Source organism: Nocardiopsis algeriensis, assembly GCF_014203695.1.
Lineage (GTDB): Bacteria > Actinomycetota > Actinomycetes > Streptosporangiales > Streptosporangiaceae > Nocardiopsis > Nocardiopsis algeriensis.
Genome location: NZ_JACHJO010000002.1, coordinates 88490 through 101707, shown reverse-complemented (window position 1 = coordinate 101707; position 13218 = coordinate 88490). Strand labels below are relative to the sequence as shown.

13 protein-coding genes are annotated in these 13218 nt (G+C 72.9%); 10 read left to right on the top strand and 3 right to left on the bottom strand.

What is annotated here, in order from left to right; genetic code table 11:
* Positions 1-409: 409 nt before the first annotated feature.
* Positions 410-1252: a spermidine synthase gene (locus FHS13_RS02795; protein WP_184286991.1), complete on the bottom strand. Its 843-nt coding sequence runs from the start codon at positions 1250-1252 to the stop codon at positions 410-412.
* 281 nt (positions 1253-1533) lie between these two features.
* Between FHS13_RS02795 and FHS13_RS02790 the strand changes: the two genes are divergently transcribed.
* Entirely contained in the window at positions 1534-3270 is a 1737-nt protein-coding gene (locus FHS13_RS02790; protein ID WP_184287936.1) for a proline--tRNA ligase, read from the top strand.
* A gap of 4 nt (positions 3271-3274) precedes the next feature.
* Here FHS13_RS02790 and FHS13_RS02785 read toward each other — a convergent pair whose 3' ends face one another.
* Positions 3275-3730, bottom strand: coding sequence for a ferritin-like domain-containing protein (locus tag FHS13_RS02785; protein WP_184286988.1), 456 nt, complete (start codon positions 3728-3730; stop codon positions 3275-3277).
* Between the two features lie 9 nt (positions 3731-3739).
* Complete coding sequence (locus FHS13_RS02780) at positions 3740-4240, bottom strand: hypothetical protein (protein ID WP_343064879.1); 501 nt, start codon at positions 4238-4240, stop codon at positions 3740-3742.
* Between the two features lie 342 nt (positions 4241-4582).
* On the opposite strand from FHS13_RS02780, the gene rimP reads away from it, so the two are divergent.
* The 9 genes from rimP (at position 4583) to rpsO (ending at position 13136) form a co-directional block, all read left to right on the top strand.
* Positions 4583-5065, top strand: a complete 483-nt coding sequence (gene rimP, locus FHS13_RS02775; protein WP_184286986.1) for a ribosome maturation factor RimP — start codon at positions 4583-4585, stop codon at positions 5063-5065.
* A 24-nt stretch (positions 5066-5089) separates the two neighbouring features.
* A complete protein-coding gene (gene nusA, locus FHS13_RS02770) occupies positions 5090-6091 on the top strand; it encodes a transcription termination factor NusA (RefSeq protein WP_184286983.1) in 1002 nt (333 codons plus the stop codon).
* Between the two features lie 14 nt (positions 6092-6105).
* Positions 6106-6429 (top strand): YlxR family protein, encoded by a 324-nt coding sequence (locus FHS13_RS02765; RefSeq protein ID WP_184286980.1) that lies wholly within the window; start codon positions 6106-6108, stop codon positions 6427-6429.
* A gap of 212 nt (positions 6430-6641) precedes the next feature.
* Positions 6642-9629 carry a translation initiation factor IF-2 gene (gene infB / locus FHS13_RS02760; protein WP_184286976.1) on the top strand — a complete coding sequence of 996 codons (2988 nt, stop codon included), beginning with the start codon at positions 6642-6644 and terminating at the stop codon, positions 9627-9629.
* 87 nt (positions 9630-9716) lie between these two features.
* The gene (locus FHS13_RS02755; protein WP_184286973.1) at positions 9717-10013 is read left to right on the top strand and encodes a DUF503 domain-containing protein; all 297 of its coding nucleotides are present in this window, start codon (positions 9717-9719) and stop codon (positions 10011-10013) included.
* A 2-nt stretch (positions 10014-10015) separates the two neighbouring features.
* Positions 10016-10456, top strand: coding sequence for a 30S ribosome-binding factor RbfA (gene rbfA, locus FHS13_RS02750; RefSeq protein WP_184286970.1), 441 nt, complete (start codon positions 10016-10018; stop codon positions 10454-10456).
* 52 nt (positions 10457-10508) lie between these two features.
* Positions 10509-11396 (top strand): tRNA pseudouridine(55) synthase TruB, encoded by an 888-nt coding sequence (gene truB, locus FHS13_RS02745; protein WP_184286967.1) that lies wholly within the window; start codon positions 10509-10511, stop codon positions 11394-11396.
* 304 nt (positions 11397-11700) lie between these two features.
* Positions 11701-12648, top strand: coding sequence for a bifunctional riboflavin kinase/FAD synthetase (locus FHS13_RS02740; protein WP_184286964.1), 948 nt, complete (start codon positions 11701-11703; stop codon positions 12646-12648).
* 218 nt (positions 12649-12866) lie between these two features.
* Positions 12867-13136 carry a 30S ribosomal protein S15 gene (gene rpsO / locus FHS13_RS02735; RefSeq protein WP_184286961.1) on the top strand — a complete coding sequence of 90 codons (270 nt, stop codon included), beginning with the start codon at positions 12867-12869 and terminating at the stop codon, positions 13134-13136.
* Positions 13137-13218 lie beyond the last annotated feature (82 nt).

The following is a 13218-nucleotide window of genomic DNA, read 5'->3' as shown; positions in this document are numbered from 1 at the left end:
GGAGACGTGGTTCCCTCGGCCGCCGCGCCGCCTCCCCTCCCCGGGGGGAGAGGGGTGCCCGCACGGCCGCCGAGAAGTGGTGTGCCCGCTCGGAGGGGCGTTCCAACCCCCCGGCGGACTCCTCGGCCCTCCGCCGGGGACGGGACACCCCCGCGTGTCCGGCCCGCCGGCCCCTGCGACCTGGGAGGGACACCCGGAGGGCCCGACCGGGGAAGGCCGGGCGGTCGCGAGGCGGCGTGCCATTCGGTGGAACCGAACCCGGTCGATGGGCACGACCGGAACCACCGCGTCGAGAACGGCCACCGCCGGTACCGCCGTCGTCCCCGGGGCCGGCAGCGGCGAGGGAGGTGCGACCGGGGGCCGCGACGGCCGCTCCGGGGCGTCGCGCCGTGCCGGAGGGCGTCTCCTGTCAGAAGACGTCGTCGGGCGGGGCGGGGGAGTCCACGGCGTCGGCGTCGCGGACGGGGGCGCGCCCCGAGACGAACCGGTCGAGTTCCCCACCCTCCAGGAGCCGGGCCATCTCCGGGTCGCGGTGCGCGCGGCGCGCCAGCTCGTCCACCGGCAGCGGCCGGGAGGAGGCGGTGATGACCAGATTGCCGAAGCGGCGACCGCGCAGCACCGCCGGAACGGCCGACAGCGCCGCGTGCGGCAGGACCTCGCGGACCGTCGCCACCTGGCCGCGCGTGTGCGCCAGAGCCCCGCCGTCGCCGACGTTGACCACGAGGAACCCGCCCGGACGCAGCACCCGCGCCGCCTCGGCGTAGTACTCCACCGAGGTCAACCGCGCCGGCGTGCGCGCACCCGCGAAGACGTCGCTGACGACGAGGTCCGCGCTCGCCCCGTGCCGGGCCGCGAGCCACTCGCGGGCGTCGCCGATGCCCACGCGCAGCTGCGCCCGCCGGTCCCACGGCAGGCGCCGCCGCACCATGTCCACGAGGGGCGCGTCCACGTCCACCGCCCGCTGGCGCGACCCCGGGCGGGTGTGCGCGACGTAGCGGGCCAGGGTGAGGGCCCCCGCGCCCAGGTGCAGCGCGTCGATCGGCTCGCCCTCCGGGGCGACCAGGTCGGCGGCGTGCGCGATCCGCCGCACGTACGAGAAGTCCAGGTAGGAGGGGTCGGACAGGTCCACGTGCGACTGCGGGGTGCCCTCCACCACGAGGAACCACGAGTCGGACCGGTCGGCGTCGGCCAGCAGCTCCGTACCGGGAGGCCCCTCGGCTCCGGCGTCCTCCCCGGCTCGGCGTCTTCCCATGTCCCCGTCCTGTCCGGCCGTCGTGTGCGCCCACCAGCGTAGCCGCCGGAGGCGGAGGGGGCCGCGCGCGTCCGGGGTGCGGGACCCCTCCCCGTGCCGGGGCGGAGCGGGAACCGGAGCGGTTCCCGCCGACCGGGGGAGCGCGGCGGGGGAGGCCCCGGGACGCCGTTCGGCAGGGCGGGTCCCACCGAACATGCCCTAGCCTGGACCCCTCTCGAATTTTTTCCGTCTCCGCGCCCCGACCGGGGTGCGTTCCCCGAGGAGTGGCCGTGCTGCTGCGGATGTCGACCCTGTTCCTGCGCACCCTGCGTGAGGACCCGGCGGACGCCGAGGTGCCGAGCCACAAACTGCTCGTCCGCGGCGGTTTCGTGCGCCGGGCGGCCCCCGGCGTCTACTCGTGGCTGCCCCTGGGCAAGATCGTCCTGGAGAACGTCTCCCGGGTCGTGCGCGAGGAGATGAACGCCATCGGCGCCCAGGAGCTCCTCCTCCCGGCCCTGCTCCCCAAGGAGTACTACGAGGCGACCGGCCGCTGGGAGGAGTACGGCGACACCCTGTTCCGCCTCCGGGACCGCAAGGGCGCCGACTACCTGCTCGGTCCCACCCACGAGGAGGTCTTCACCCTCCTGGTCAAGGGCGAGTACTCCTCCTACAAGGACTTCCCGGTCATCCTGTACCAGATCCAGGAGAAGTTCCGCGACGAGGCGCGCCCCCGCGCCGGAGTGCTGCGCGGCCGCGAGTTCCACATGAAGGACTCCTACTCCTTCGACATCGACGACGAGGGGCTCCAGGCCTCCTACGACGCCCACCGCGCCGCCTACATCCGGATCTTCGACCGGCTGGGCCTGGAGTACGTCGTCGTCAAGGCCACCTCCGGCGCCATGGGCGGCTCGGCGTCCGAGGAGTTCCTCGCGGTCGCGCCCACCGGCGAGGACACCTTCGTGCGCAGCACGGGATCCGACTACGCGGCCAACGTCGAGGCGGTCACCACCCCCGCGCCCGCGCCTCTTCCGATCGAGGGGCTGCCCGAGGCGAAGGTGCACCACACCCCCGACACCGCCACCATCCAGAGCCTCGTGGACTTCCTCAACGGTGCCGGACTCGGCCGCGACTTCAGTGAGGCGGACACCCTCAAGAACGTCCTGGTCAAGACCCGCACCCCCGGCTCCGAGGAGTGGGAGCTGCTCGCCATCGGCGTGCCCGGCGACCGCGAGGTCGACCTCAAGCGCCTGGAGGCGGCGCTGGAGCCCGCCGAGGTCGACCTCCTGGACGAGGCCGACTTCGCGGCCAACCCCTTCCTGGTCAAGGGGTACATCGGCCCCCGCGCGCTGCTGGACAACAAGGTCCGCTACCTCGTCGACCCGCGCGTGGTCACCGGCACCGCGTGGGTGACCGGCGCCGACCGGGCCGACCACCACGTCGTCGACCTGGTCGCCGGACGCGACTTCACGCCCGACGGCACCATCGACGTCGCCGAGGTCCGGGACGGGGACCCCTCGCCCGACGGGCAGGGCACGCTGTACACCGCGCGCGGTATCGAGATCGGCCACATCTTCCAGCTCGGCCGCAAGTACACCGACGCCTTCCAGGTCGACGCGCTCGGCCCCGACGGCAAGCCCAGGCGCGTCACGATGGGCTCCTACGGCATCGGCGTCTCCCGCGTGGTCGCCTCGGTCGTCGAGCAGTCCCACGACGACAAGGGCATCGTCTGGCCGCGCGAGATCGCCCCGGCCGACGTCCACGTGATCGGCACCGGCAAGGGCGAACAGGTCGAGGAGGCCCTGCGCATCGCCGGGGAGCTCGAGGCCCGCGGCCTGCGCGTCCTGGTCGACGACCGCAAGGGCGTCTCGCCCGGTGTGAAGTTCACCGACGCCGAGCTGCTGGGTGTCCCGACCGCCGTCATCGTCGGCCGGGGGCTCAAGGACGGACTGGTGGAGCTGCGCGACCGGGCCACCGGCGAGCGCGAGGAGGTCGCCCTGGCCGAGATCGCCGACCGCGTCGAGGCGGCCTGCCGAACCTGATCTCTCACCCCTGGTCGAAACCCGGCAGGGGGTCGAGCTCGCCGCCCCATTCCAGGGTGCGCAGCGTGGCCCCCTGCAGGTTGCGGGCGCCGGTCACCCGCAGCTCGGTGTCCTGCGCCGCGGCCAGCCACAGGTAGGCACGGGCCGCCGCCTCCTCCAGACCCACCGCGAAGGCGCGCAGGGAACCGGAATCGCGCTCCCGGGGCAGCGGGTAGGAGTTCTTCGCCGGCGGCGGGTCGAAGCCCCGGGCCACCGCCAGCGCGTGCAGCTCGTCACGCAGGGCCTTGTGGTCGAGGGCGGTCGTCCGCGCGCGCTCGCGGTCGCCCTCACCGTCGGCGGCCCCGCCGACGAACTCGTACCCGTACACGGCCGCGTGCTCGGCACGCAGCGCCTCGGCCAGGGCCTGCGGCCCGGCGTCCGCCTCGTCCTCGGGCCGCGCGGCCAGGGGGCTCTCGCTCATGTGCATCCTCTAGTCGTCGGCCAGGAGGCGGGCGTGCCCCGCCTCGCAGGCACCGATCGCGCTGACCAGCTGGGACAGGCCCGGGTCGGAGAGCGCCGCGGCCTGGTCGATCCTGGCGCCGGCGGCGGAGATCTCCAGGGCCCGCAGCCCGGCGGTGTCGGTCGCCGCGGGGGCCTCCTCCTGCGGAGCGGCGGAGGCATCCGCCTGGGAGAGCGCCTCCGAGTCCTCGGGAAGCGCCTCCAGCAGTGCGTCCAGGTGGGAGAGGTGGTTCTCCAGCAGGCGCCCCAGCAGGTCGGCGGGGCCGGCTCCCTCGGCGGCCGCGGCCTCGTAGCGGGCGACCAGGCGCTCCTTCTCCCGCAGGACCGAGAGCAGCACGTGCTCGTCCGGGGACACGTCCGAGGGGTACCACTCGACCGTGCCGCATCCGGCGAGCCCGGCGGCGGCCGCACCGGCCAGCGCCGCGCCCAGTACCGTACGGCGGCTGACGCAGCCGATTCCCTGGCCCAACACGGACTCCTTCCCCTGCCCCGGCCCGCCGCCGACGGCGGACCCGTCTCATCTTTCCACGCCCGCACCAGGCCCGTGCCCGCGCCGGAAGGCCCTGCCCCACGGGCCGCAGCGGTGCTTCGGGCGTGGACGGCGACGCGCCCCGGCCGCGGACGGCGACCTGGAAAGTGTCCGGGTGTGGATACTCTTGCAGCACAACCGCCGTCACCCGCGACGCGCGGCCGGTTCGCGTCCCCCCGGGGCCGCGGACCAACCAGTCGCAGACTACGTACAGAGCTGGACCGCCCCGTACACCGGCACGAGGCCGAACGGGCGGGATTCCCGCCGTTGGAGGGGTCGAGACCCATGGGAGCGCAGGGGCGTGAGCAGCGCATCGCCGAGCTGCTGGAGCCGGTACTGGCCGAGGCCGGACTGGACCTGGAGGCCGTCGAGCTGACACCGGCGGGCAAGCGCCGCGTGCTGCGGGTGGTCGTGGACTCCGACAGCGGTGTCGACCTCGACACGGTGGGCGAGGTCAGCCAGGAGGTCAACACCGTCCTGGACGACTCCGACGCCATGGGTGAGCAGCCCTACGTCCTGGAGGTCACCTCTCCGGGCGTGGACCGCCCCCTGACGCAGCCCCGCCACTGGCGCCGCTCGCGCGGACGCCTGGTGAAGGTGTTCCTCGCGGACGGGGGACGGGTCACCGGACGCGTCACCGACGCCGACGACGAGAAGGTCACCCTGGACGTCGAGGGCCGGCCCCGCACCTACGCCCACGAGGAACTCGACAAGGGCAAGGTGCAGGTGGAATTCCACCGTCCGGACGACACCGGCGCGGCGGACTAGAGGGGGAGCCCCGTGGACATTGACATGAGCGTCCTTCGCAGCCTCGAGCGCGAGAAGGACATCTCCGTCGAACTGGTGGCCAAGGCCATCGAGGACGCACTGCTGATCGCCTACCACCGCGAGGAGGGGCCGGACAGGAAGGCGCGCGTCGAACTCGACCGCTCCAACGGCCACGTGACCGTGTGGGTGGAGGAGACCGACGACGAGGGCGTACGCGTCGGCGAGTTCGACGGCACGCCCACCGACTTCGGCCGTATCGCGGCCTCGACCGCCAAGCAGGTCATCCTCCAGCGTCTGCGCGACGCGGAGGACGAGCTGACCCTCGGCGAGTTCGCCGGCCGCGAGCACGACATCGTCTCGGGCATCATCCAGCAGGGCAAGGACCCCCGCAACGTGCTGGTCGACCTCGGCCGGATCGAGGCCGTCCTGCCTCCGCAGGAGCAGGTGCCCACCGAGACCTACACCCACGGGGAGCGCCTGCGCGCCTACGTCGTGCAGGTCCGCAAGGGACACCGCGGCCCCTCGGTCACCCTCTCGCGCACCCACCCCAACCTGGTGCGCAAGCTCTTCCAGCTCGAGGTCCCCGAGATCGCCGACGGCACCGTCGAGATCGCCGCGATCGCCCGTGAGGCCGGCCACCGCACCAAGATGGCGGTGCGCTCCAACCGGGGCGGCGTCAACGCCAAGGGCGCCTGCATCGGCCCGCTCGGCAGCCGTGTGCGCAACGTCATGGCGGAACTGCACGGGGAGAAGATCGACATCGTCGACCACTCCGACGACCCCGCCGTGTTCGTGGCCAACGCACTCTCCCCGGCGCGGGTCAGCTCCGTGGAGATCGTCGACATGGCCGCCCGTGTCGCCCGCGTGGTCGTGCCGGACTACCAGCAGTCCCTGGCGATCGGCAAGGAGGGCCAGAACGCCCGCCTGGCCGCGCGGCTCACCGGTTGGCGCATCGACATCCGATCCGACGCGGAGACCGCCCCGGCGGGGAACGCCGACGGCGACGACACCGCGCCGGTCGGCTGACGGGGGTCGCGCCCATGGCTCGACGCGGTAGGGTGGCGGAAGACGGTCCTGACCGTCCCGTGCGTACATGCGTGGGGTGCCGGTCGCGGGCAGTCCAGTCCGACCTCGTTCGGATGGTGGCCGTGGGCACGGCCGTCGTCCCCGACGTGCGGGGTCGACGTCCGGGACGCGGTGCCTATCTGCACGACGACCGGCGATGTCTCGAACTCGCCGAGCGCCGCAGGGTGTGGTCGCGCGCCTACCGGAGGGGACCGGGTGACACCGGATGGGACGTCACACAGGTGGCGGCCCTGATCGGTGCCACCCCTCATGGCCGGACAGGTCGCCTTCCCCGATAGGGTTGGAATGTCTGAGCCGTCCTCGAGGTTGTAGTGACCGAGGTCGGCGTGCAGTGCTGTGTCGGCACGCATCAACGACCCATTGTTGTGTAGCGATGAGGAAGCAGGTCGAGATTGCGATGAGCGCCTGATGAGTACGCAGCGATGAGTAACTCGAGCTAACGACGGTCCGGCACAGGCCCATGTCCCGGACCGGCAGCTGAAGGAGAGTAGTGGCGAAGGTCCGGGTGTACGAACTCGCCAAGGAGTTCGGTGTAGAGAGCAAGGCCGTCCTGGCCAAGCTCAACGAGATGGGCGAATTCGTCCGTTCGGCGTCCTCGACGATAGAGGCCCCCGTCGTGCGACGCCTGCAGGAAGCTTTCAACAACGGGTCCGACGGCGGCAGGAAGGGTTCGGCTCCCAAGCCCGGCCCGCGCCCCTCCGCGGAGGCCCCCAAGCCGGGTCCCAAGCCGGGTCCGGCCCCCAAGCCGGGTCCCGCTCCGAAGCCGGGCCCCAAGGCCGAGGGCGCCCCGCGCGCCGCCGCGCCCAAGCCCGGCCCCAAGGCTCCCCGAAGCGAGGCTCCCCGCCCCGCCGGAGCCCCCAAGCCTGCCCCGCAGAGCCGTCCCGAGCGCGGTGACCGTCCGGAGCGCAGTGACCGCCCCGAGCGCGCCCCGCGCGCCGACCGCGGCCCGCGTCCCGGCGGTGCCGCCGGCGGCCCGCGTCCGGGCCCGCGCACGGCCGGTCCGCGTCCGGGCAACAACCCGTTCGCGTCCAACGCCTCCGGCATGGGCGCCAAGCCGGCCGGTCCGCGTCCGGGTGGCGCCGGCGGCCCGCGTCCGGGTCCGCGTCCCGGTGGTCCCCGTCCGGGCCCGCAGGGCGGCGAGCAGCGCGCTCCGCGTCCCGGCGGTGCCGCGGGTGCCCCGCGTCCGGGTGGCGCCGGTGGCCCGCGTCCGGGTCCGCGTCCCGGTGGTCCCCGTCCGGGCCCGCAGGGCGGCGAGCAGCGCGCTCCGCGTCCCGGTGGTTCTGCGGGCGTTCCGCGTCCGGGTGGCGCCGGCGGTCCGCGTCCCGGTGGTCCGCGCCCCAGCCCGATGAACATGCCCTCGTCCCGGCCCGCCCCGCCCGCGGGCGCCGGCCGCGGCGGTGGCGGCGGCCGTCCCGGTGGCGGCGGTCGCGGTCGCGGCGGCGCACCCGCGGGTGCCGGTCCGCGTCCCGGTGCCGGTGGCGGCGGTCCGCGTCCCGGTGGCGGCGGCTTCGGCGGTCGTCCCGGTGGCGGCGGTCGCGGTCGCGGCGGCGGTACGGCCGGTGCGTTCGGCCGTCCGGGCGGACGTCCCGGGCGTGCCCGCAAGTCCAAGAAGCAGCGGCGCCAGGAGTTCCACGACCTCCAGGCTCCCTCGTTCGGCGGCGTCAAGATCCCGAGCGGCAACAACCAGACCATCCGCCTGTCCCGCGGCGCCTCGCTGGCCGACTTCGGTGACAAGATCGACGTCAACCCGGCGTCGCTCGTCCAGGTGATGCTGCACCTGGGGGAGATGGTCACCGCGACCCAGTCCCTGCCCGACGAGACCCTGGTCCTGCTGGGCGAGGAGCTCAAGTACAGGGTCGAGGTCGTCAGCCCCGAGGACGAGGACCGCGAGCTCCTGGAGTCCTTCTCCATCGAGTTCGGCGAGGACGAGGGCACCGACGAGGACCTGCGTCCGCGTCCGCCGGTGGTCACCGTCATGGGTCACGTCGACCACGGCAAGACCCGGCTGCTGGACACCATCCGCAAGGCCAACGTCGCGGTCGGCGAGGCCGGCGGCATCACCCAGCACATCGGTGCCTACCAGGTCTCCACCGAGGTGGACGGTGAGGAGCGCAAGCTCACCTTCATCGACACCCCGGGTCACGAGGCGTTCACCGCCATGCGTGCCCGCGGTGCGAAGGTCACCGACATCGCGGTCCTGGTGGTCGCGGCCGACGACGGTGTCAAGCCGCAGACGGCCGAGGCCATCGACCACGCCAAGGCGGCCGAGGTCCCGATCGTGGTCGCGGTCAACAAGATCGACGTCGAGGGCGCCGACCCGCAGCGGGTGCGCGCGCAGCTCACGGAGTACGGCCTGGTGGCCGAGGAGTACGGCGGCGACGTCCAGTTCGTGGACATCTCCGCGCTCCACGGCACGAACATCGACGCCCTGCTCGAGTCGATCGTGCTGACCTCCGACGCCGCGCTCGACCTGCAGGCCAACCCGGAGATGGACGCCCAGGGCCTGGCCATCGAGGCCTACCTGGACCGCGGCCGCGGCTCCATGGCCACGGTGCTGGTCCAGCGCGGAACGCTCAACGTCGGCGACTCGATCGTCTGCGGCGACGCCTACGGCCGCGTCCGCGCCATGCTCGACGAGCACGGCAGGAACGTGCAGAGCGCCGAGCCGTCCCGCCCGGTGCAGGTCGTCGGTCTGACCAACGTGCCCAGCGCCGGCGACAGCTTCCTGGTCGTCAAGGACGACCGGGTGGCACGCCAGATCGCGCAGCAGCGCGAGGCGCGCGAGCGCTTCGCCCAGCAGGCGCGCTCGGCCCGCCGGGTCACCCTCGACAACTGGCAGAAGACCCTGGAGGAGGGGGAGCGCTCCGAGCTGCTCCTGCTCATCAAGGGCGACATGTCCGGTTCGGTCGAGGCCCTGGAGGAGTCGCTGCTCAAGATCGACGCGGGCGGCGACGAGGTCGCCATCCGGGTCATCGGGCGCGGTGTCGGTGCGATCACGCAGAACGACATCAACCTGGCGGCCTCCGCCGAAGCCATCATCATCGGCTTCAACGTGCGGCCCGAGGGCAAGAACAGCGAGCTCGCCGACCGCATGGGCGTCGACATCCGCTACTACTCGGTCATCTACCAGGCCATCGACGAGGTCGAGGCCGCGGTCAAGGGACTCCTCAAGCCCGTCTACGAGGAGGTCAAGCTCGGCACGGCGGAGATCCGCGAGGTCTTCAAGGTGCCGAGGATCGGGAACGTGGCCGGTTCGATCGTCCGCGAGGGCATCATCCGCCGCAACACCAAGGCGCGGATCATCCGCGACGGTGTCGTCATCTCCGAGAACCTCAACGTGGAGTCGCTCCGCCGGTTCAAGGACGATGCGACCGAGGTCCGCGAGGGCTTCGAGTGCGGTATCGGCCTCGGCTACAACGACGTCCGGGTCGAGGACGTCATCGAGACCTACGAGATGCAGGAGAAGCCCCGCGACTAGTCGCGAGGCCTGACTCCCCAGGGGCCCCGGACTCCCGAGTCCGGGGCCCCGCCCTTGACGGCCCACACAAACACCGCAGGTGATCACTTGTACGTTGGGGCGCTGACCCTGGACGTCCTCCTGGGAGACGTCCACTCGCTCAAGCAGAAGCGTTCGCTGGTGCGGCCGGTCATCGCCGAGCTGCGCCGCAAGTTCTCGGTCTCCGTCTCCGAGGTGGGGGACCACGACCTGTACCGCAGGAGCAGGATCGGTGTCGCCGTGGTCGCCTCGACCGCCGCGCACGCCCGAGAGCAGATGGACTCCTGCGAACGCTTCGTCGCGGGCCGTCCCGAGCTGGAGCTGCTGTCGGCCAGGCAGCGGCTCTTCAACGAAGAGGAAGACTGACCATGGTTGACGCCGCACGCGCGCGCAAGGTCGCCGACCGCATCCAGCGCATCGTCGCCGAGATGCTGGACCGGCGGATCAAGGACCCGCGCCTGGGATTCGTCACCGTGACCGATGCGCGTATCACCGCGGACCTGCGGGACGCCACGGTCTACTACACGGTGTTCGGCACCGAGGAGGAGAAGGCCGCCTCCTCGGCCGCGCTGGAGAGCGCCAAGGGCCTCATCCGCAGCGAGGTCGGGCGCCAGACCGGCATCCGGCACACGCCGAGCCTGACCTTCGTCGTCGACGAGGTCCAGGAGAACGCCCAACACATCGAGGAGCTGCTGCTCAAGGCGCGCCGCGCGGACGCGGAACTGGCCGAGCGCGCCGGCACGGCCAGCCCCGCGGGAGAGGCCGACCCGTACAAGGCGCCCCGAGAGGACGCCGACGAGGACGAGTAACCCCCGGGCGGCGGCACGGGGTGCCGCCGCCCCCGCACCGATGAGGAGATCCATGGCCGAGAGCGGTGTCGTGGTCGTCGACAAGCCGGCCGACTGGACCTCGCACGACGTGGTCGCCAGGATGCGCAGACTTGCGGGAACCCGCAGGGTGGGCCACGCGGGCACCCTGGACCCGATGGCGACGGGGGTGCTCGTTCTCGGCCTGGAGAAGGGCACCAAGCTGCTGGGCCACCTGACCCTGACCGAGAAGTCCTACGACGCCACCATCCGGCTGGGGCTCACCACGAACACCGACGACGCCGAGGGCGAGCCCGGCGTGCGCACGGACGCGTCCGGGGTGTCCGAGGAGGGCGTGCACGCCGCCGCCCGGAAGCTGACCGGCCGCATCGACCAGGTTCCACCGCAGGTCAGTGCGATCAAGGTGAACGGCGTGCGCGCCTACAAGTCGGCGCGCCGCGGCGAGGAGGTCGAGCTGCGGGCCCGGCCGGTCACGATCGGGGAGTTCACCGTCCACGCCGTCCGCAGGGTCGAGGCGGAGGACGGGGTGTTCGTCGACGTGGACGCCTCCGTCACCTGCTCCAGCGGCACCTACATCCGTTCACTGGCCCGCGACATGGGTGCCGACCTGGGCGTGGGCGGCCACCTCACCGCGCTGCGCCGCACCCGCGTCGGTCCCTACGACCTGTCGCGGGCCCGCACCCTGGAGCAGCTGGCCGAGGAGTTCACCCAGGTCCCCCTCGCCGAGGCGGTCGCGGCGGCCTTCCCCTCGCGCGTCCTCACGGAGGAGGAGGCGGGCCGGCTCCGGCACGGCAACCGCATCGCCCCGGGAACGGAGGAGCGGAGCCCGGTGGGCCTGTTCGCCCCGGACGGCCGTGTCATCGCCCTGGGGGAGAACCGCCGGGACCACACCAGGCCCCTCGTCGTCTTCGAACCGGCCTGACCGACCCGGAGGGCGGCAGCACGCCGTCCTGCCGGACCGCTGTGCCGCTCACGGGCCGGAGGCAGCGCTGGGTGACCGCCCGTGTGCGGATTCTTCGGGAGCCCGCAGCGGGCGGCAGGACCGGAGAACCCGCTGGAAGCGGCGGTTCGGGCCCTGCTCCGGAGGACCTGCCGGGAACGGATGCGCGTGGGCGGTGGACCGGCCGGGGCGCCGGGCATGGCACCCTTGACCGGGTGGGGCACGCTGCGGAGGCGGTGGGCCTCGCGCACACGAGGCAGAAGTGACGAACAGCAGGGAGCCAGGCGTGCGGCGATGGGACGGGCCGGAGGACGTGCCCTCCGACTGGGGGCGGTCCGTGGTGGCGGTCGGCGTCTTCGACGGGGTGCACCGGGGCCATCAGACTCTTCTGGAGACCGCTGTCGGACGCGGGCGCGAACTGGGACTCCCGGTGGTCGTGGTGACCTTCGACCCGCACCCGGAGGCGGTGGTGCGGGGAACCGTCCCGCCGATGCTGACCCAGGTGGACCGGCGGATCGAACTGCTGGGCTCCCACGGAGCCGAGGCCGTGTGCGTGGTGCCGTTCACGCGGGACCTGTCCGCGCTCTCCCCCGAGGAGTTCGTGCAGCGGATCCTGGTCGGCCGCCTGCACGCCGCCGCCGTGGTGGTGGGGGAGGACTTCCGGTTCGGCCACCGCGCCTCCGGTGACGTCGGTGTCCTGGCCAAGCTGGGCGAGGTGCACGGCTTCACCACCGACGGGGTCCCCCTCGTCGCCGACGGCGAGACGATCACCTCCACCCGGGTGCGCGGACTCCTCCTGGACGGTGCGGTGGCCGAGGCGACCCGCCTTCTCGGCAGGGCGCACCGGGTCGAGGGCACGGTGGTGCACGGCGCCGCACGCGGGCGGGACCTGCTGGGCTTCCCCACGGCGAACATGGACCTGCCCCCCGACACCGCCGTTCCGGGGGACGGTGTCTACGCCGGCTGGCTGAGCCGCTCCGAGCCGCTGGAGGACCAGGAGTCGCGCTGGCCGGCCGCGATCTCGGTGGGTACCAACCCCACGTTCGACGGCGCCCTGCGGACGGTGGAGGCCTACGCCCTGGACCGCGACGACCTCGAACTGTACGGCGTGCGCATGACGGTGGACTTCACCGAGCGCATCCGCGGGCAGGAGAGGTTCGACGACATCGGCGAGCTCATCGCGGCCATGCGCCGCGACGTCGGCAAGTGCCGGACCGTTCTCGGCCTGGGCTGAACGAGCCGGGGTATGGGGTAGGGTGAAGACGTTCACGTGTGCCCCGCGCACGGTCACGGATCCGTGACCTCGGGGGGAGCGCGGTGCACCCCGCCGTCGGCGGGGTCCGTGCGCCACACGCGGCGGTGACTGTTCGTACGCGCGGTCACCGCGTCTGGCCCGGGTCGCTCCCGACCCGCGTGCCGCACCGCGTACCGAACACGAAAGAGGACAACGACGTGTCGATGGACGCCGCCACCAAAGAGAAGATCATCGCGGAGTACGCGACGAAGGAGGGAGACACCGGCTCCCCCGAGGTCCAGGTGGCTCTGCTCACCCACCGCATCACCGAGCTGACCGAGCACCTGAAGGACCACAAGCACGACCACCACAGCCGTCGTGGCCTGCTCCTGATGGTCGGCCGCCGCCGCCGTCTCCTCAAGTACGTGGCCCAGCAGGACATCACCCGCTACCGCTCCCTGATCGAGCGTCTGGGCCTGCGCCGCTAGGCTGTCCGAGGGAGTGGCTTCGGCCGCTCCCTCTTCCTGTTCAGTAGGGTGGACGTGTCGGCGGTCGCCGCCGACCCCGCTC

Bases quoted from the DNA above. Each gene is read 5' to 3' on its own strand.
- FHS13_RS02790 (WP_184287936.1), top strand. From the start codon at position 1,534: ATGTCGACCCTGTTCCTGCGCACCCTGCGTGAGGACCCGGCGGACGCC.
- FHS13_RS02785 (WP_184286988.1), bottom strand. From the start codon at position 3,730: ATGAGCGAGAGCCCCCTGGCCGCGCGGCCCGAGGACGAGGCGGACGCC.
- FHS13_RS02765 (WP_184286980.1), top strand. From the start codon at position 6,106: ATGGCTCGACGCGGTAGGGTGGCGGAAGACGGTCCTGACCGTCCCGTG.
- FHS13_RS02795 (WP_184286991.1), bottom strand. From the start codon at position 1,252: ATGGGAAGACGCCGAGCCGGGGAGGACGCCGGAGCCGAGGGGCCTCCC.
- truB (WP_184286967.1), top strand. From the start codon at position 10,509: ATGGCCGAGAGCGGTGTCGTGGTCGTCGACAAGCCGGCCGACTGGACC.
- nusA (WP_184286983.1), top strand. From the start codon at position 5,090: ATGAGCGTCCTTCGCAGCCTCGAGCGCGAGAAGGACATCTCCGTCGAA.
- rimP (WP_184286986.1), top strand. From the start codon at position 4,583: ATGGGAGCGCAGGGGCGTGAGCAGCGCATCGCCGAGCTGCTGGAGCCG.
- rbfA (WP_184286970.1), top strand. From the start codon at position 10,016: ATGGTTGACGCCGCACGCGCGCGCAAGGTCGCCGACCGCATCCAGCGC.